This is a genomic window from Rufibacter sp. LB8 (genome assembly GCF_014876185.1).
In the GTDB taxonomy this organism is placed as follows: domain Bacteria; phylum Bacteroidota; class Bacteroidia; order Cytophagales; family Hymenobacteraceae; genus Nibribacter.
On record NZ_JADALJ010000002.1, the window covers coordinates 70,387 to 90,060 of the forward strand.

11 protein-coding genes and 1 pseudogene are annotated in these 19,674 nt (G+C 46.5%); 6 read left to right on the top strand and 6 right to left on the bottom strand.

Going from position 1 to position 19,674, the window contains the following annotated elements; translation table 11 throughout:
- Positions 1-666: 666 nt before the first annotated feature.
- The 6 genes and pseudogenes from IMY23_RS20085 (at position 667) to IMY23_RS19580 (ending at position 11,378) form a co-directional block, all read left to right on the top strand.
- A pseudogene (locus IMY23_RS20085) lies at positions 667-3,831 on the top strand (efflux RND transporter permease subunit).
- Positions 3,832-3,881: 50 nt separating this feature from the next.
- Positions 3,882-6,182: a copper-translocating P-type ATPase gene (locus tag IMY23_RS19560; protein ID WP_225986848.1), complete on the top strand. Its 2,301-nt coding sequence runs from the start codon at positions 3,882-3,884 to the stop codon at positions 6,180-6,182.
- Between the two features lie 486 nt (positions 6,183-6,668).
- Positions 6,669-7,253, top strand: a complete 585-nt coding sequence (locus IMY23_RS19565) for a LysM peptidoglycan-binding domain-containing protein (RefSeq protein ID WP_192823903.1) — start codon at positions 6,669-6,671, stop codon at positions 7,251-7,253.
- 111 nt (positions 7,254-7,364) lie between these two features.
- Positions 7,365-8,066: a TVP38/TMEM64 family protein gene (locus tag IMY23_RS19570; RefSeq protein WP_225986689.1), complete on the top strand. Its 702-nt coding sequence runs from the start codon at positions 7,365-7,367 to the stop codon at positions 8,064-8,066.
- A 440-nt stretch (positions 8,067-8,506) separates the two neighbouring features.
- Positions 8,507-10,912: a TonB-dependent receptor gene (locus IMY23_RS19575; RefSeq protein ID WP_192823904.1), complete on the top strand. Its 2,406-nt coding sequence runs from the start codon at positions 8,507-8,509 to the stop codon at positions 10,910-10,912.
- A 169-nt stretch (positions 10,913-11,081) separates the two neighbouring features.
- Complete coding sequence (locus IMY23_RS19580) at positions 11,082-11,378, top strand: helix-turn-helix domain-containing protein (RefSeq protein WP_370589924.1); 297 nt, start codon at positions 11,082-11,084, stop codon at positions 11,376-11,378.
- A 208-nt stretch (positions 11,379-11,586) separates the two neighbouring features.
- Here IMY23_RS19580 and IMY23_RS19585 read toward each other — a convergent pair whose 3' ends face one another.
- From IMY23_RS19585 to IMY23_RS19610, 6 genes are all read right to left on the bottom strand, one after another.
- Positions 11,587-12,771, bottom strand: a complete 1,185-nt coding sequence (locus IMY23_RS19585) for a TolC family protein (RefSeq protein ID WP_192823906.1) — start codon at positions 12,769-12,771, stop codon at positions 11,587-11,589.
- A 16-nt stretch (positions 12,772-12,787) separates the two neighbouring features.
- A complete protein-coding gene (locus IMY23_RS19590; RefSeq protein ID WP_192823907.1) occupies positions 12,788-13,138 on the bottom strand; it encodes a DUF3147 family protein in 351 nt (116 codons plus the stop codon).
- A complete protein-coding gene (locus IMY23_RS19595) occupies positions 13,122-16,223 on the bottom strand; it encodes an efflux RND transporter permease subunit (RefSeq protein WP_192823908.1) in 3,102 nt (1,033 codons plus the stop codon). The genes IMY23_RS19590 and IMY23_RS19595 overlap by 17 nt, the downstream gene beginning before the upstream one ends.
- 14 nt (positions 16,224-16,237) lie before the next feature.
- Positions 16,238-17,782: an efflux RND transporter periplasmic adaptor subunit gene (locus IMY23_RS19600; RefSeq protein WP_192823909.1), complete on the bottom strand. Its 1,545-nt coding sequence runs from the start codon at positions 17,780-17,782 to the stop codon at positions 16,238-16,240.
- A gap of 216 nt (positions 17,783-17,998) precedes the next feature.
- On the bottom strand, positions 17,999-18,268 hold the full coding sequence (locus tag IMY23_RS19605; RefSeq protein ID WP_192823910.1) for a hypothetical protein: 270 nt from the start codon (positions 18,266-18,268) through the stop codon (positions 17,999-18,001).
- Positions 18,269-18,389: 121 nt separating this feature from the next.
- Complete coding sequence (locus tag IMY23_RS19610; protein WP_192823911.1) at positions 18,390-18,842, bottom strand: hypothetical protein; 453 nt, start codon at positions 18,840-18,842, stop codon at positions 18,390-18,392.
- Positions 18,843-19,674 lie beyond the last annotated feature (832 nt).

Here is a 19,674-nt window from a genome sequence, read left to right on the forward strand (position 1 = left end):
ATAGCCATTATCAGGGCATACTTTTGTTATACCCTTTTTCATTTTCCTACTCGTATGTCCGGCATATTCTCACCATGAGGATCATCATTTTACTACAGAAACTGCCAGTAGTCGAAACATGCTGAAGTAGTCTTCTGTTATTGGTCAGTTTCTTCCGCTAACGTGTTCATGGCAAAATGCTCTAACAAGTGGTAGGACTGCATAACCATTTGCCCAGTTAAGTTGAGCTTTTATTGTCCATAGGTCAAGGCCGTTTCATCTAGGATGAATTTCGACTATATCTTATAAATAGAAATTCCTTAAGTGAAGTCGTTGTATAAAAAACCGGTGATAGGGCATTTGACAAAAAAAATAAACAGGTAATTAATTTTTAAATAAGCGGGGTTTGAAATAAACCTCTACCTAGATGTCATATTTAAGAATTAATCAGAATCGCATCGCTATAATGTCAACTATATAATATATCAATTTATCACCATTAATAAGAAGCTCAAGTTTATATCATATATTAAATTGATGAAGGTCATTTTTGAAACTTTCCAGGTAGCTTATCTTTACAACAGTTAATAAAAGGCTTCCCCGACTCATCCGAAAAAACGATAGGGTAGTTTTAATCAAAAGAAAGCAACCCTATTTACGCGAGCCATCCCTTTTAAATGGAAAATTATGATTGGACATTTGATTAAATGGGCTCTAAATAACCGGTTGGTGGTATTGGTAATAGCGGTGGCCGTAGCCGCCTACGGTTTTCATTCTGTAAATAATACCAAAGTAGATGCCATACCTGACCTATCGGAAAATCAGGTGATCATTTTTACCGAGTGGATGGGGAGGAGCCCCCAGATTATGGAAGACCAAGTTACTTACCCCTTGGTAAGTAACCTTCAGGGCATCCCTAAAATTAAAAATATCCGGGCTAATTCAATGTTCGGGATGAGCTTTGTCTTTGTAGTATTTGAAGACGACGTTGACATCTACTGGGCCCGGACACGAGTATTGGAACGGCTTAATTATGCGCAGCGGCTCATCCCCGAAGGCGTCGTCCCTACCCTGGGCCCCGACGGCACCGGTTTAGGACATATTTTCTGGTATACCTTAGACGCTCCGTCTTATGATTTAGGAGAACTGCGGGCCCTGCAAGACTGGTACATCAAATTTGCATTGCAAACAGTGCCGGGTGTCAGTGAGGTGGCCTCTTTTGGGGGCTTTCAAAAACAGTATCAGATTATCATTAACCCACTTAAGCTTAGCTATTTTAATATTTCTGCAGATGAGGTTATCCAGAAGGTGAGAGCCAATAATAATGATGTGGGCGGTAGGAAATTTGAGCTGGCCGGCATGGGATACATCATTAAAGGGGTTGGCTACATTGCCCAGATAAAAGACATTGAAGAAATCTCATTGAAGACCCAAGGCACTATTCCAGTGCGGGTAAAAGATATTGCCACGGTGCAGATGGGCGGGGAACTGCGCCTGGGAATAGTGGAAGAAAACGGTGAAGGGGAAAAAGTAGGGGGGATAGTGGTGATGCGCTACGGAGAGAATGCCAAAGAGGTAATTGACCAGGTCAAGGAAAAATTAAAAAGCATCGAAGGCGGCTTGCCTCCTGGGGTAAAATTCCATGTGGCATATGACCGCTCAGATTTGATTGAAGCCACTATAGCAACTTTAAAAGAGGCGGTAATTGAGGAGGTTGTTGTGGTGGCCATCGTGCTGTTCATATTCCTGCTGCATGTAAGAAGCGCCTTGATAGTAGTAATAACCATTATCATGAGTGTGTTGATCTCCTTTATTATGATGAGTTGGTTTAATGTGAGCTCCAATATTATGTCGCTTGCCGGGGTGGCCCTGGCAGTAGGCGACTTGGTAGATGCCGGAATTGTGATGGTCGAAAATGCCTTAAAGTCTATTGCGGAAGATACAGAATAAGCATTCACCATGATTGAAGAAGCGGAAAGAGTAAAGCGGATTGAAAAGTCTTCTGTTTTGGTAGGGAAGGCGGTGTTCAACTCCATATTGATCACCTTAGTTTCGTTTGCCCCGATACTCTTTCTGGAGGGTCAGGAAAAAAAAATGTTTACGCCTTTGGTCCTTACCAAGTCCTTTGCCATGATGGGGTCGGCTTTGGTGGCTATTTTCCTAGTGCCTGTACTGATGGTTTTTTTACTGAAAGGCAAAATACGCTCCGAGAAAACGCATCCGGTGTCTCGGTTTTTTCTTTGGCTTTACAATCCCATCATCCGTTGGTGTCTCCGCTGGAAGAAAGTAACCATAGCCCTAGCTTTTGTGCTTGTAGCCGCAAGCATCCCCTTTGTGATGCGGTTAGGTTCGGAGTTTATGCCTCCCTTGGACGAGGGCTCCCTCTTATTTATGCCGGTAACCTTGCCGGATATTTCCAATTCTGAGATAAAACGCATTTTGCAGATACAGGATAAACTGATTAAAACAGTACCTGAGGTGCTCAATGTATTGGGGAAAGCCGGGCGAGCCAGTACGGCCACCGACAATTCCCCGCTCAGCATGGTAGAAACCATTATTCTGTTAAAACCGCAATCTGAGTGGCGGGAGGGCATGACAAAGAATAAAATCATCGAGGAATTAAATGAAAAGCTCCAGATTCCCGGCGTAATTAATGGTTGGACCCAGCCCATTATCAACCGCATCAACATGCTTTCAACCGGTATCCGTACGGATGTTGGCGTTAAGATCTATGGGCAAAGCCTCGATTCGATCAATGTACTGGCCCAGCAATTCAAAGTAGCGTTAGCGGGTATTGAGGGTATTAAAGATTTGAATGTGGAACCCATGGTGGGCGGGAAGTATGTGGAGATAAAAATCAAAAGGGAGGAAATTGGTCGTTACGGTCTAAGTGTGGATGATGTTAATCTGGTGGTTGAATCCTCCATCGGGGGCATGAATATTACCACAACGGTGGAAGGCCGGCAACGCTTTTCGGTAAATGCCCGTTTTGCCCAGGATTTCCGTAATAATCTATCGCATTTAAAGTCATTATTGGTTTCCAGTCCGGCAGGTTCCATTCCCTTGTCTGCCGTCGCTGAAGTGTACATAACTGAAGGCCCTCCCATGATTAACTCGGAAAATGCCATGCTTCGGGGCACCTTGCTCTTTAATGTAAGGGATAGGGACATAGGAAGCACGGTCAATGACGCTAAAGAGAAACTGGAAAGCCTTGTGCAAACGTTACCGAAAGGGTATTACATACAATGGAGCGGCCAGTACGAAAACCAGGTGAGGGCCGAGAAGCGGCTAAAAATTCTGATACCCATTGTTCTGGTCATTATTACAGTCATCTTATATTTTACCTTCCATACTTACCGCGAGGTATTGATTGTCCTCTCCAGCATCCCCGTTGCCCTGGTGGGTGGTGCTTATTCTCTTTTCTTTTTCGATGTCAATTTTTCGGTAGCGGTGGCGGTGGGTTTTATTGCTTTGTTTGGTATAGCGGTAGAAACGGGGGTGCTGATGCTGGTGTACCTTAACAACTCTCTATTCAACAAGGTCGCCAGAAAAAAGGAATCCGGCGAGCCTTTGAATAACCAGGACATTGAGGAGGCTGTTTACGAAGGGGCCGCCCTCCGGCTACGCCCCAAGCTGATGACCGTAATGGTAGATATCTTTGGTTTATTGCCACTCTTGCTGGCAACTGGAACCGGAAGCGATGTCATGAAGCCCATTGCCATCCCTTTTATATTTGGCTTGGTCACCTCCTCCTTTTTTGTTTTGATTGTCCTACCCGCCATGTACGCACTGGTTCGGGAAAACGAATTAAAGAAGAATGGCAGGGTAATAATTGCAGAGTTAAAAGATTAAAAAATCTAGTTTATATAAGCTTCAAACATAAATTACTTCAATAATTAATAATGGAACTTCAGCCTCAACAAAAATACACCTGCCCTATGCATCCTGAAATTGTTCAGGATACACCAGGCAGGTGCCCAAAATGCGGAATGAACATGGTACCTGCAAAGGACGAGGCAAAGGCATCCCCTTCGCACGGCCAACATGAGGAAAGCAAATCACCCCTCACCGCAGCAGGAATTAGCACGTCTGCCGGTACCAACGAGCATGACAAAATGGTGAATGTTGAGTTGGACAAACCCGCACTTAGTGCACAGAAATATACCTGCCCTATGCATCCGCATATCATGCAGGATGCGCCGGGCAAATGCCCTCTATGCGGAATGACCTTAGAGCCGGTTGCGTCTGATTCACATGGGAAGGGAATGCACACCGGAATAATAGCTGATTTCAAGAAACGGTTTTATGTAGTACTGGCGCTCACCATCCCAATAATGCTGTTATCAGAAATGATACAGCAATGGCTAAATCTCTCTATAGATTTCCCAGGTTCAAAATATGTATTACTTGCTATGTCCTCTGTGGTTTTCTTCTACGGCGGCTGGCCGTTCTTAAAAGGCCTGGTAGATGAAGCAAGGGTGAAGAACCCGGGTATGATGTTCCTGATTGGATTTGCCATCTCGGTTGCTTATATCTACAGCGTGGCAACTGTATTTGGGTTACAGGGCATGGATTTCTTTTGGGAACTCGCAACCCTTATTCTCATCATGCTATTAGGGCATTGGATAGAAATGAAATCAGTGGCTGGCGCCTCAAGAGAGCTGGAACTGCTTGTCCAGTTAATGCCCGATGACGCTCATCTGGTTCAGGGTGAAACGATTACCGACGTGAAAACAGCAACGCTTAAAGCGGCTGATGTAGTACTTGTCAAGCCCGGCGAAAAAGTGGCTGCCGATGGAATAATAGTAGATGGTGAAAGCTACCTGAACGAAAGTATGCTTACAGGCGAATCGAAGCCCGTACAAAAAACAAAAGGTGACAAAGTCATTGCCGGGGCTATCAATGGGAACGGCTCTATTAAAGTTACCGTATCCCATGCCACACAAGACTCCTATCTATCGCAGGTGGTTAAGCTGGTTAGCGATGCCCAAAAGTCAAAATCCAAGACCCAGTTGCTGGCAGATACGGCCGCTAAATGGTTAACGGCCATTGCCATAGTGGCAGGCATTGGCACATTTCTGTTCTGGTATTTGACGGGGCAATCTTTAGCTTTTGCAATGGAAAGAATGGTTACGGTAATTGTAATCTGCTGCCCGCATGCATTAGGGCTGGCTGTGCCATTGGTGGTAGCAAAATCAACTGCCATCTCAGCAAAGAACGGCCTGCTTATCAAGAACAGAACAGCATTTGAAAATGCAAGGAAAATCACGACCATCGTATTTGATAAAACGGGTACGCTTACCATCGGGAAATTCCTTGTATCCAAAATCGTTTCGCTGCAAAAAGATTTACCTGAAAACGAGGTTATTCGTTTGGCTTCAGCCTTGGAGCAACAATCTGAGCATCCCATTGCCACTGGTATCCTACAAAAAGTAAAAGACTTGTCTATCCCAATTCCGGCAACAGAAAACTTTAATGCCATCACAGGCAAGGGCGTTGAAGCCACAGTAGAAGGCAAAACAATATTGGTTGTTAGCCCGGGCTATTTGAAGGAGAATAATATTGCCATTCCAGAAGGCTTCACGGCCAATGATACGGAAACGGTTGTGTTTGTGATTATCAATAAGGCCCTGGCAGGTTACATAGCTTTATCAGATGAAATTCGTCCTGAATCGGCAGATGCGATCAAAACCTTAAAAGAAAACGGCATCAAATCAATATTGCTTACTGGCGATAACGCTAAAGTAGCAAAAAGTGTAAGTGATGCTTTAGGCATGGAGAGTTATTTTGCCGAAGTATTACCGCATCAGAAATTAGATAAGGTAAAGGAGTTGCAAAGCAAAGGAGAATTTGTTGCCATGACTGGTGATGGGGTAAATGATGCCCCCGCTTTAGCGATTGCTGATATTGGTATTGCGGTAGGCAGCGGCAGCGACATAGCGGCAGAAACCGCTGGTATAATATTAGTAAACAGCAACCCACAAGATGTGGTGAACCTGATTTTATTTGGCAAAGCCACTTACAAAAAAATGATTCAAAACCTGATTTGGGCAACAGGTTACAACCTAGTGGCGCTTCCGTTGGCAGCAGGCGTCTTATACAATCAGGGGATTCTGCTAACTCCTGCTGTAGGTGCAGTTTTAATGACTGTGAGCACAGTGGTAGTGGCCATTAATGCAAGTATGCTGAAAGTGAAGGGGTAAATAGATAGAGATTGAAGCCTCGATGATCATCTATTGACTTGTAATTGGGGTGAGTGGGGCATAATAACAGTATAATATAACCTTTTTAGGGAAGGAAGTTAAGCCCCCTGATAAGGCAGAAGTTTTTATGATATAGAATTTTTCTTTTGCTGCATTATTGGAAGCAGTAGCTAAGCCGCTTTAACTATATTTTCGTATTGCAAACAACCACCATTAAACGGATAATATGGGCAAGCCTTGGCATAGGGGGAAATTTATCGTTTTTTTTGTCCTCTCTTACTTCTCTTCTCACCAACCTTTTTAACAAGCTTTCCCCAAACGAAGCCGATGGGTAAAATCTCCAGTAAGGAGATTATCGATAATATGTTCTCGGCCATCCGGCAAGTGCGGACAATCAAGTTTGTCATGCGGGATTGGGAACGCCGGGAGAACCGAAACCGGGAGGGGAACAGCATATTAAAATAAACATATCGCCTTTTTGGCTGTATGCCTATATTGCAAACCCAGCAAAGGGGTAGAGACTCTATACTGGCAGGGAGAGAACAACAACAAGGTTTTAGTATACCCCGCTTTCCTTATGTCAGTTTGAACCTTGATTACAACGGTAATCTGGTGCGCAGTGGCAGCCATCATAATCTATTTGCCGCAAATCCAAATTATACCGCTGATATCATTAGAGATACTTACCAAAAAGCGGGGAAGGACTTTCCGTCAATCTTTAAACATGAGGGGGATGTCCTGTTTGACGGCAAGTCTTGCTACAAGGTTGTAGTGGATTATACTCCCTATAAACTATATAATTACAAAGTAAAATCCGGGGAAGATGTATTTAGTATTGCTAAGAGACTTTTCCTGAATGAATTTAAAATAAAAGAACTAAACAAGCTGGACGGTTACACCGGGCTGAAAGCTGGCCAGGTGTTGGTTCTCTCCAACGCTTATGCTAGGAATACGATTCTTTATATAGACAAAAAATCATATCTCCCTCTAGTCCAGATAGTCTATGATGAATTAGGCTTCTTCGAGCGGTACGAATACCACGATGTACAGGTCAATCTGACCTTTAAGTAAGATGAATTTTCTAAAGACTTCCCAGCCTACCCCTTTTAACTTTTATTTCCAATGGTATTAAAAGGCAGCTACGACCGGTTATGCCTAAACTAAACCATTGAGGTTGGACCCATGCTAAAACAGCTTTTGCAGAAAAATATCGGGGCTTTAGTTTCCATGGCTATGCTGGTGATCGTACCGGTTTCGGTAAGTTCATCCTTGGCTGTTCTGTTGTACCAATACCAGGACCTATTATTGAATTTAGCCATACCTCAAACAATACTGTATTTTCTGGCGGTTTCCCTAACCATGGCTTTTGCCTTGACCCCTACCACCTTTGTTGCCATACTTTCGGGCTTCTATCTTGGATGGCCCGGGTTCCCTGGGGTGGTAATATCATATGCCGCGGTTTCCTTGATCGGGTACTTTCTAGCCAAGGCTATCGATCAGGGCAAGCTCTTGAAGTTTGTAAACCATTTTGAAAAAGCTGCCATTGTGATGGAAGAACTTAAGCACCAAAGCTGGGGCTTGATAATACTAACCCGAATTTCACCGGTCCTTCCTTTTGCCCTAATGACTTTTATCCTGGCCATGATAAAAGTCGATAAACGCAAGTTTTTACTGGCCAGTATTGCCGGGATGCTGCCCCGAACGTTATTTTTCTTCTGGTTAGGCAACCAAGCCCAGGATATCCTCCTCTTACTTCAAAATTCAGATACCGGAACCAGTGGCAAATTCCTTTTGATTGCTCTTATTGCTGTTTCCGTTTTCGGATTATATTACTTATTCAACCGTGCTTTGAAAAAAGCCCTATCGCGGCATTCTGTCAGTTAGGAAAGAATAGGAACTAAGGGTCAATTTTCTATTCTATCAGCCTCCTAAACTCTTAGCTTCAAATTGTTGCCCACTTCGAAACGGAGCTCAACGACTTTTATGCCACGGCAATCAGTTGCCCTAATAAAATCCAGCAGTAGTAGGTAGGGCCCACTGCCCGCAATCATCACCAATGAGCTTGTACAAGACCCATAGCATGTTATGGCAACAGACAATTATGATACCTATTGAAATGGAAGGTGATGCAGATTATTTCTAGGCTTATAGATAATGATAGTAAATCTACCTTATAACTCTTATTAAAATATCCTTCCCTTGGCTTTATTTAGGCTATATCTATGTTTATAGCTATCTATTTAGATTAAATCTTAATAATATTTGCGGGCAATGCTTCTGTCTCTATATTTGCATCAAATTAGAATTGGTCTAAATAAAGAGACATGAGAAAACAGTACTTCCTCCTTCTATTAAGCTTTTCAATATTAGCGCTTTCTGGCTACGCGCAAACAACAGGTAGATTAAGTGGCGTTATCAAATCAAGTGACGGCAAGCCAGCCGCTTATGTGAATGTAGCGCTTCCTGAAGTGAATAAAGGTGCTGTTTCTGCTGAGAACGGTTCATTCTCCATCCAAGGCATACAGCCGGGCACCTATACCTTGAGATGCTCCTTTGTAGGACTGCAAAGCCAGGAGTTAGCGGTTACTATAGAAGCAGGGAAGAATACCAAAGTTGACCTGACGCTGACAGAAGACGCCGCTCGCATCTCTGAGGTAGTGGTGACTGCCGGCAGGACCGTCAACAAAAAGCCCTTGGCCATAGGCAAGATTGCCATCTCGCCGCTGGACATGCCCCAGAGCATGACCATCGTCAACAGTGAGGTGATTGCCAATCAGCAGGCTTCTAAGCTGAGCGACGTTATTAAAAATGTGAACGGGGTGTCTTTGGGCACTTCCCGCGGAAGTACCTCAGAAACCTTCTTTGCCCGCGGGTACAACCTGGGCGCCAACAACATTTTCAAGAATGGAGCACGCTCCAATTCAGCCGTTCTTCCAGAGGCAAGCACCCTAGAAAGAGTAGAAGTATTAAAAGGTAGTGCCGCCTTGTTGTTTGGCAACGTATCTGGTGGGGCGGTCATCAACATGGTGACCAAACAGCCTAAATTTGAGTACGGCGGTGAAGTGGCCATGCGTGCAGGTAGCTATGATTTTTACAAGCCCATAGCAGACGTGTACGGACCAATCACGCAGAACCTGGCGTTCAGGGTGGTAGGTACTTTTGAGGCCGCAGAAAGCTACCGCAACAGCGTAGAGTCAAAGAAATACTATGTGAACCCCTCCCTGTTGTACAAGCTAGGGTCTAGAACCACCGTTTTGGTACAAGGTGATTACCTAAGCCATGATTTCACGCCAGACTTTGGGATTGGGTCCTTGGATGGAAAAATCCCGACGAATATTGACCGTTCCGCTTTCTTCAACACCCCTTGGGCCTACAATGAGGTGCGCCAGAATACAGCATCTGCCAGCGTGGAGCACCAGCTAAATGACATCTGGAAAGTAAACTTCATTGGGTCTCAGCAACAGTTCAACAGAGACTATTTCTCAACAGAACGCATCCAGGCTGATGCAGACGGTGACTGGGGCCGCAAACTAACCCGTTCTGATATTTCTGAGAACTACTACACCGGTCAGGTAAACCTGAATGGTGAGTTCAAGACCTTGGGCATTGGCCACACGCTATTGGTGGGCGCTGACGCGGAGCGTTATCTAAACACTTCACATACTTTCAAAATCTCTTCTCTATGGAAAGGTGATGTGTATGACTCTATCAACCTCTTGAATCCGGCCAAGTTCCAGGCTAGAACAGATGAGCCATTGGCTAAGGCTACCATCCGCACCGAAACGCCCACCTACCGCTTTGGTACCTACTTCCAAGACTTGATTAGTGTTTCTGAGAAATTTAAAGTGTTGGCTGGTCTTAGATGGTCTTACCAGAAAGTAGAAGTTGCCAAACTGTATGACCTGGCCAATAATGAGGTAAAAAACAGCCCTACTGCCATTACCAAAGTAGATAAGGCGTTCTCACCTCGTGTAGGATTGGTATACCAACCCACTACTACCACCTCGTTGTTTGCCAGCTATTCTAACAACTTTGTTCCAAATACCGGTAAGGACATATACCAACAAAACCTAAAGCCTTCTATTGTAGATCAGTATGAGGTAGGCGTGAAGAATGACCTGGTAAAAGACATGCTGTCTATCAACGTCACATTCTATCGCATCATCAACAATGACCTGGCGCTACAGGCTCAATTCTTAGCAGACGGTTCTGTGAACACAGATGCCACCATCAAGGAGTTCACTGGTCAGACAACCAGTGACGGGGCAGAGGTAGACTTGTCAGGAACGCTTTCTCCAGGCTTAACTTTCTTGGCCGGCTACAGCTACAACCACATGCGCTACACAGACACTCCAGGTTCTAAGGGAAGCTACATTGAAGGAGAGCGCTTGGTGAGTAACCCATCGCACACAGCCAATGCCTCTATCTTCTATACACTGCAGACGTCTGCTCTAAAAGGCTTGAAAGTAGGGGCCTCTGGATTCTACACTGGAGAGCGCAATGCTGGCTGGAACAACCAGGTAGGCCAAGTGCAACAGTTTAACCGCCTTATCCCAGTAGGTGGATTTGCTAGCTTTGATCTGTCATTAGGGTACTCAATCAACAAGTTCTCCATCTTAGGCAAGCTTTCTAACATTACCAACGAGTTGAATTACCTGGTGCATGAAAATTACAGCGTAAACCCTATTCCACCCCGCCAGTTCGTGACGACCGCCTCCTTTAGGTTCTAGGTCTTCATTGTCTTCCTTTAAAATCAAGAGTCCTTGGCTTTACCAATTCGGGAACGGCCAAGGACTCCTAATTTTAATCAGTAGAGTATCTTAGATCTGAGAGTATCCATTATTTTTGATTTTTCCTTAGTCAACAAGGTTAAATAAAATAGACTCATTCAGTAAACTAATACGGCACTTGCGTAAAGGCCAGAAATTGACCCAGGCAAGGTTCGCAAAGGAGGTGGGGCTAACAGCCGGCCAGTTGAGCAGGTTGGAGGCTGGTGAGATTCTGACTAGGGAGGTTGACCTTGTCAAGATGGCCAAGGTGCTTGATACGGAATATGAGGAGCTTAAGAGGCAGTACTTCAGTGATAAATTCTCCCAGGAGTTGTTAATAAGCGGATGCTCCTTGGAAACTCTTGACTTGGCAAGGGAAAAGCTTCTTCGCCTGCAGAGTACCCGTTCCCATGGGCGAGGGTTGTGACGGCTAGCATAGCCCAATGGTGATCAATTGTTTGACTGTTAAGGTAGAGGGCCGTCTTCTGAGCTAGCACAAGGTTTTAGGGTGGCATGAAAGAGCTTGAAAAATAAGGGAAGTCAGCAACACGTATTGAACATTAAATAAGAATGTAGCATATTAGCATATTTCTTTGGTCAATGGTTAATTTAATACTAACTCCGCAACCTAGTTTCTACAACCTAAACTTGTATAATCTGGCTAGAGTTAAATGGTAATCTCTTTCAGTTATCAAGAAATCGTCCACACTGTCATACAAGTAAGTAAGCTCTAGAAAGAAGGTGGCCGTTGAAATCTCCCCCAGCCGAAGCGCTTTTTCCAATAGCGGCGTATTGTTAGCGGAGGTAAACACCCTCCTATACGCCTCCAGGCTAGCCTGATAGTTTTCATATTGGGAGTACTGCTGCCTATTGAGGGACCGGTGCTCCAACCGGTGCTCCTGAAGTTGGCTTTCCCTCCAACCGACCACTGCCTGTTGGGCAGCCACCATGTTCCTGTTTTCCCAGAGCGGGATGCTTACCCCCAGATGCAAGCCTTTGTACGTCTGCCCTAGAATGGACTGGTAGTGGTAACCGGTCTCCAACTTGGGCAGGGTTAATGCCTTGGTCACCGAGACCTGACGCTCACTGACCTTCTTTTGTTGCTCATACAGTTTCACAATCGGGTCATTTGCCTCTATCAGGCTGTCCAAAACCTCAAAGTTTGGAGGAACTTGGGCAACTGGGTAAATTGTATCTGCGACCGCAATAGGTTGCCCCCCGGTCAATTCCGTCAGTTTCTGGGCAAGGCGCAACTGCTCTCCGGCCAGCTGTCGGTCCCTCTGTTGAATTTGGATAAGTTGCAACCTGGCCTTGTTCACATCCAGAATGCTGATGTTTCCCTTGTCCAACTGTTTCTGATAATTGTTTGCCAGTTTCTCTACCCGTTGAATCCGCCTGCTCAATTCTTGTCGGGCCCTGTTGTGGTAAATCAAATCCAAGGCAGTGAGTTGGGCCTCCAGGAGAATCTGTTGCCGCTGAACAGTCAGCTCAGTTTCAGCCTGAAGGGTCTGTTCATTCGCCAGTTTCCTTTTCCTGCCGTACGCCGTGGGGAAGTCAAACGCCTGCGTCAAGGTTATGTCCGTCTGGTTCCCCGCGTTGGCCGGGCTTCCTTTCAGGTAATCATAGTCAATCACTGGGTTGGTCGGATTCAACCCGGTTCTGAATTGCTTTTTCTGTGTCTCCAGGTACTGCTGCTGGGTAGCCAGCGTTTTGTTGTTCTGCTCCACCGCTTTCAACACCTCAGGCATAGTCTGCTGGGCTATCACGTTGGTGAAAGCCAGGCACCCCAGCAGACACAATAGATTTATTTTCCTCTTCATTCTCTTTCAGCTTCGGTTATAATGCTTGAATGCCCAGCTTCCTCAGAAACAGTACATAGATATAGTAAAAGCCCGCCATCAAAACACAGGACAGTAGCATGGCCAATGGGAACTTCAAGCCCGCCTTCAGTAGCAGAGGCAGGGCGATAAAGAACAGGAGCGAAGGCAGGACCGCCCAGAATATACCGTAGGAAAGGTCGCTTATCTTGCCGGTGTCCTTGGTGTCCACGTAGAGCCAGACCATGGCCAGGATGGACGTGATGGGCAGGGCCGCCAGAACCGCAGCCGCGGTGCTGTATCGCCTCCCCAGCTCAGAGATGCCCGTTATCAGTAGCGCTGTGATGATTACCTTAAACAGTATCTGCATTTCTTTCTTTTTTAGGGTGGGTCATGGCATAGACAATCGGTACGATAAACACATTGAGCAGGGTAGAGGTGAGCAGTCCGCCCAAAATGACTTTAGCCATTGGGCTCTGTATCTCATTGCCCGGCAGGTCTCCGGCCATAGCCAATGGAATCAGCGCCAGACCCGCCGTCAAAGCCGTCATAAGGATGGGGCTGAGCCTGTCCCTTGAACCAATGATGATGGTGTCTTCCAAAGAATAGCCTTCCTTCTGCAGGGTCTGGTAGTGCGAGACCAGAAGGATTCCGTTTCTGGTAGCGATGCCAAAAAGGGTTATAAACCCGATAATGGCAGGGATGCTTAGAATCCCGGACGTCAGGTAAATGCTGAATACGCCGCCTATCAAGGCCAGGGGCAGGTTCAGTAGGATGATAGAGGAAAGCTTTACCTCCTTGAACTCCCCATAAAGCAACAGGAAAATCACCAGTAGGGAGATAAGCGACGCATATAGCAGTGTCTGGGAGGCTTCCGCCTCACTCTCAAACTGACCGCTGTACTCAATCCGGTACCCCTCAGGGAGCTTGACAGTTTCGCCTATCTTCTGTTGGATTTCAGCTACCACGCTTTTCTGGTCCCGCCCAGACACGTTGGCAGATACCACCGTCTTCCGCTGAACATTCTCACGGTTCACAGTGTTGGGGCCAGTGGCGGAAACCACATCCGCCACCACGTGCAGAGGGACTTTCTCGCCTGAGTGAGTGTCAATCAGGCTGTTTCGCAGGCTTTCTATCCTGCCTCTGTTCTCATCATTGTAGCGCAACACCAAATCGAATGTGCGGTTTCCCTCATACACCTCTGACACTTTCTCCCCGGCGAAGGCCACGTCCACAAACTCAGTGAAAGCCCCTATGGGAATGCCGTATCTGGCCAGCATCTCCCTTTTGGCCTTTATCTGAATCTGGGGAATTTCCACCTGTTGCTCAATGCTCAAATCCACTAGGCCCTCTGTGCCGGCGATGCTTGTCTGAACCTGTTTGGAGAGAGCATACAACTGGTTGAGGTCAGGGCCGAAAATCTTGATGGCGATATTAGCGCGCGTGCCGGACAGCATATGGTCAATGCGGTGCCCAATGGGCTGCCCGATGGTGATGTTGGCTCCGCCCACCATGGCTATCTTATCCCGCACATCGGTCATGAATTCTTCCCGGCTTCTTTCATCTAAGGTAAAAGGCGCGTCAATTTCAGAGGCGTTCACGCCCTGCGCATGCTCGTCTAACTCAGCCCGGCCTGTACGGCGCGTGGTCATCTTAATCTCAGGTACGCGCAAGAGCGCTCTTTCTATATTTGAGCCAATCTGGTTGGATTCCTTTAGGGAGATGCCCGGTAAGCTGACCGCGCTCACCACCAATGAACCCTCATTGAACTCAGGCAGGAAGGACCTCCCCAACCCAAAGAACAAAAGCATCGCCACCAGAAAAAGAGCGGCGGTGGCGCCTAGGATTAGTTTCTTATAGTGCAGGGCCCGCACCAATGCCTTCTCATAGCCGTGGTTCAGTTTTCTGACCAGCCAACTCTCATGGTGCTGTTGCAAAAGCATGCTGTCCTTGGTAAGCAGGAAACTGCAAAGCACCGGGGTGACGGTGATGGCCACAATCAAAGAGGCGAAGAGCGACACGATAAATGCGATTCCCAGCGGAGCCAATAGCCTTCCTTCCATGCCGGAAAGGAAAAACAGTGGAAGAAACGCTACTATAATGATAAAAGTGGCGTTGATGACCGACGACCTTATCTCAACAGAGGCGTCATAGACAATCCTCAGTTTGTTCTGTCGCTCTGCCTCAGGCTTGTGGGCGTTCTCCTTCAATCGCCTGAACACATTTTCCACGTCTATGATGGCGTCATCCACCAAATCGCCAATAGCAATGGCCATTCCGCCCAGACTCATGGTATTGATGGTGAAGCCAAGCCACTTGAGGGTTAGCATGGCTGTCACCAAGGAAATAGGAATGGCCACCAGTGAAATAGCCGTAGCCCGCCAGTTCATCAGGAACAGGAACAGAACAATGACCACGAAAATGGAGCCCTCTATCAGTACCTTCTGGATATTACTGATAGACGCATTGATGAAGTCAGACTGCCGGAAAACCTGGGTGTTCAGGTGAATGTCCTCTGGCAGGCTTTTGTCCAATTCCAGAATGGCTTGGTCAATCTGTTCCGTTAATTGAAGCGTATTGGTGTTAGGTTGCTTCATGACGGTGAGTATCACCGCCGGGTTTCCTTTCATGGAGGCATCCCCAATTTTGACGGCGGCCCCAATCTTCATATCAGCCACGTCAGAAATCTTAACCGGCATATCGCCTCTCATCTTTATGACGGAGTTGCCCAGCTCGGCCAAGTCATTCGTTCGGCCCATGCCCCTTATGATGTACTCGTTTCCATACTGGTTCATAAACCCTCCGGCGGCATTGGTATTGGCCTGCTGGGTGGCATGCAGTAATTCGGCAAGGGAGACATCATAGAATTCCATGCGCTGAGGCGAGGCGAGGACTTGGTATTGCTTGTACTCTCCCCCGATGACTACCACCTGGGACACGCCACCGATCGCCAGTAGGCGGGGTCTTATGTTCCAATCCGATAGAGACCTCAGGTCCATCAAGCTGGTTTTGTCTGCTGTGACGCTGATGAGCATTATCTCTCCCATAATGGAGGAGTTAGGAGCCAAAGTTGGGTTACCAACACCCTGTGGCAGTCTCTCAGCCACACTAATCATCTTCTCGCTGACAATCTGCCGTGCTTTGAAAATGTCTGTACCCCAGTTGAACTCCACCCAGACAATGGAGATACCGGCAGAGGAAGAGGAGCGCACGCGCCTCACGTCCGTTGCCCCATTCACAGCAGTTTCGATAGGGAAGGTGACCAGCCGCTCAGTTTCTTCTGGGGCCATGCCGTGTGCCTCCGTCAGAATCACCACCGTGGGCGCGGTCAGGTCAGGAAACACGTCCACGTCCATTCTAGCGGCTGTGATGGAGCCAAACAAGAGCAGTAACGTGGTCGCTACCATCACCAACAGGCGGTTATGGAGCGAGAATTGAATGATTTTATTTAACATAGTGCTAGTTCCTGTTAATGCTCATGGCCATGCGCCGGCATGGCACCGGACAAGGTAGCCAGTTTGATTTGATAGGCCCCTTTGGTGACAACGCGCTCGCCTTCCCGTACGCCCGACAGGACCTGCACCTGGGAAGCGTCACTGGTCCCCAATTTTACTTCCCTTTTCTCGAAAGACTCACCCGCCGTCTGCACATACACGTAATAGACGCCTTGCTCTTCCAGTAAAGCACTTTCCGGTACTACAATGGCCTCTCCGGCGGATTTCGACTTCAGGTACACCTCTAAGTAAGCCCCCGGCAGGAGTTGCTTGTTTGGGTCTATCTGGAAAAACACAGGGGTGTAGTAGGAATCAGGGGCGGTGCTTTTAGCATAGGAGACCAGCTTTCCATTTAGGTCCTCCAGGCTGAACACCTCCTTGCCGGTTGAGGCCCGGAAGTTGGCCGAGGAGATAGAGCTCAACTGGGAGAAGTACTGCTGCGGGACGTCTGCCCTGATAACCAGGCCTCTGTTCCGGGAAATGGTGGCAATGGGTTGTCCCGCCTCCACAAACTGCCCTGAGGTGATGGCTACTTCTTTTATAAATCCGCTCTGAGGGGCACCTATGCGTAAGCCCCCTCCTTTGAAGGCCCCTGCCAGCGCCTGATACTCCCTTCGGGCGGTTTCATACTGGAGTTTGATGGACTCATACTCCTTTCGGGGAATTATCTGGTCCTTCACCAGTTCAGAGGCTCTGTTGTAGTCCACCTGAGCTTTCTGGTAGTTTGCCCTCAGTTGCGCCAGCTTTACATTCAGGTTGTCGTCTGCTAGTCCGCCGCCTTTCACGGTGAACAAGGGCTGTCCTTTGGTAACAGTCTTACCGGCCAACAGACCTGAGCCTACAAATTCCACAATTCCATCAGCTTTGGCTGTCAGGACAACCTCATCGCCTTGTGCGGGCATAACCTGACCTGAGGTTTTGATGACCTCATAAAAGGGGCCTTTTTTAACCTCTTGGTTGGCGAACTCTACTTTCCAGGCCTGCTCTTTCAGATAACTGATTTCATTCCCTTTCTCCTCTGGTTTAGGTTGCTGGGCGATGGCGGTTTTCAAGTCTGGGTAAACCGTCACATTCTCAATCACGAATTGGTCTGTCAAGGCCCCGGCTTTCACATCAAAGATGAGCCTATATCCTTCTCCTGCGGTAGTAGGTTGCAGTTTGGGGCCAAATATCCCTGGAGAGCGCGGGGTATCTACGGTATGCCTGATTCCTTTATTCCCTTTCACCAGGCTAACAGTCAACTGTCCCTCGGTGAAGGGCTTGAAGGCTGGGCCCAACTTAGTGAGATGAGCCGCAAATTTGGATGTTTGGCCCACTATCAAGGGGGTGAACTCCACAAACAGTTCTGTCTGGCCAGTGTAAAGGGTGTAGGACAAGTCTTCCAGCGCCTCTGCATCATCAACGCTGTTGGCCTGTTCCTCTGAGACTTTCCCCTCATTCCCTTTAGGATCACTGCAACCGGCTATTGAAAGCGCTAGGCAGGCTGTGAAAATGGAGGTATATAGTTTTGATAAGGTCATTTAAAAAGAATTTTTAGTTTTCACCTGCAGACGCTATGATGTTAGCTTTCATAAAATCAGGTTTCCCGATAGCAGTTCAATAGGGTTAGCCGAGGTCTCAAGAAGTATTTTTGTTTGTGGAAAACAGATTCCGTAAAGGGTAGAAGGTCTAGTGAAATAGCCTTATCAGGGAAGCAGAGAATGTCTTCTGCCTTCCTAATAAGGCATTAATCTCAACTAGTGACCGTGCTCAGCCTCACCGTCATGGGAGTGGGTCTTAGATGTTTTCTTTGAGCTGGCAGAATCCGTCGCCACATTGAATTCCTCCTGTTGGGGTGATGGTGCCTCCTTGTCTTCGGCATGCTCATGGGGAACAGACTCATCATGAGCCTCCTCTGCGTGCTCATGCGGCACGGACTCGTCATGGTCTGTTTCTTTTGTCGAGTTCTGAGAGCATCCAAAACTTAACAGTGCCAATACGGCCATGGATAGGATTTGCTTTTTCATATGAAATTGAAGTTTAAAGATTGGTTTTAGTGAAAAGGGGACAGTGTCTCAAACCAAAAGGCGTGAAATACCAAAGCCCGGGCCTCGGAAGGACCAGTCATCAACAAGGGAATAAGGGAATTTAGGCTACAGGGGGGCCTCGCAGGCCCCCTGGTTCGCTGTAATGCCGAAGGCCGGGCTCTACGCCGCTAGGAGGAAAGGCCATTTTCTCCGGTCGCCATTTCTGGGGGGGAGAATAATAGGAACTTGTAATCAAGGCAACCTGTAGCTGCTTTTTATTGAAAGAGCTGTTGGATTGGTCAGAGGAATAGTGGGAAGTATTGTCAGCAAAACTATGCTGGTGGTTGCTCAGAAGATGGTTTGCATCTGGAACCGGATGGTCATCTTGGCCAGACTCTACTGGAGAATGTTCATTATGCCCCTTTTGGTGATCGTGCTCATGGGCATGTTCAGTATTATCGCTGTTGGCTTTTGGATGAGCACCATCATGGTGATGGTGAGGCACCACATTATGGGCCAACATTATGGTGAAGGCAAATAAGAGTAAAAAGACTGATGCCAGTTTTTTATTCATGTGCCCTAAATATACTATTTATTTTTAAGAGGGTTTGATTTTGAGCTAAGGAGCTTTATCAACCTAAAACAGATAAATTAAAAAGAGTTATTTGGAGACATAGCATAATGGTACTTATTTCGAAATGATTAGCAGTAGCGCTGACCACAACGCTGACCATGTAATCCTTACCCACAAAATAAATGGAAGCTGTTTGTGTGGCCTACAAAACGCTTCTAGTTTCTCAGTAAGTGCCTAGGCAAACCGTCTCATGAAACGGCCGGTTCTTGAAACAGGCAGTAGTTAAGAAGATATTTGCCCTGATTGCTTTAGATCGTCTCTTATTGCTGTCTCGTAAATCAAATATATTTCTTGTTTTTGAGAAGGATAATTGAGACCCACCATATACTTGGATATAATAACCACTCCTTCTTTCACTCAACCATAAAAGAAGGAGAGAGAGGAAAGAATGAGGCTGAGGGTAGGTGTTCTTCATGATAAAGAATGCCGGCTAAGTTGAAAAATTTGGTTATCCAAGTTTACCTGAAACTACAATCAGGCTTACCTATACTTTAATACGTGTTTAACATAATGTAATTTATAAATTATTGATATCCATAGTTTTAAATTTGTCTTATAAATTACATTATGTTAAGTATAAAGATTTTTCCTTCCCTATTCTAAATTTTATTCAAAAATTTATGATGAGTATTGAACATAGTAACGGTTATGAGAGAAAATGCCTTTCCAGCCAGCTAGAGAGGGTGCCGGTTTTGGTACTTTCGCAGGGAGGTAATCGTCAAATGCACGGGCAATATTTTATCCTAGGCAAAACAAACTAAGTTTTTAGTTG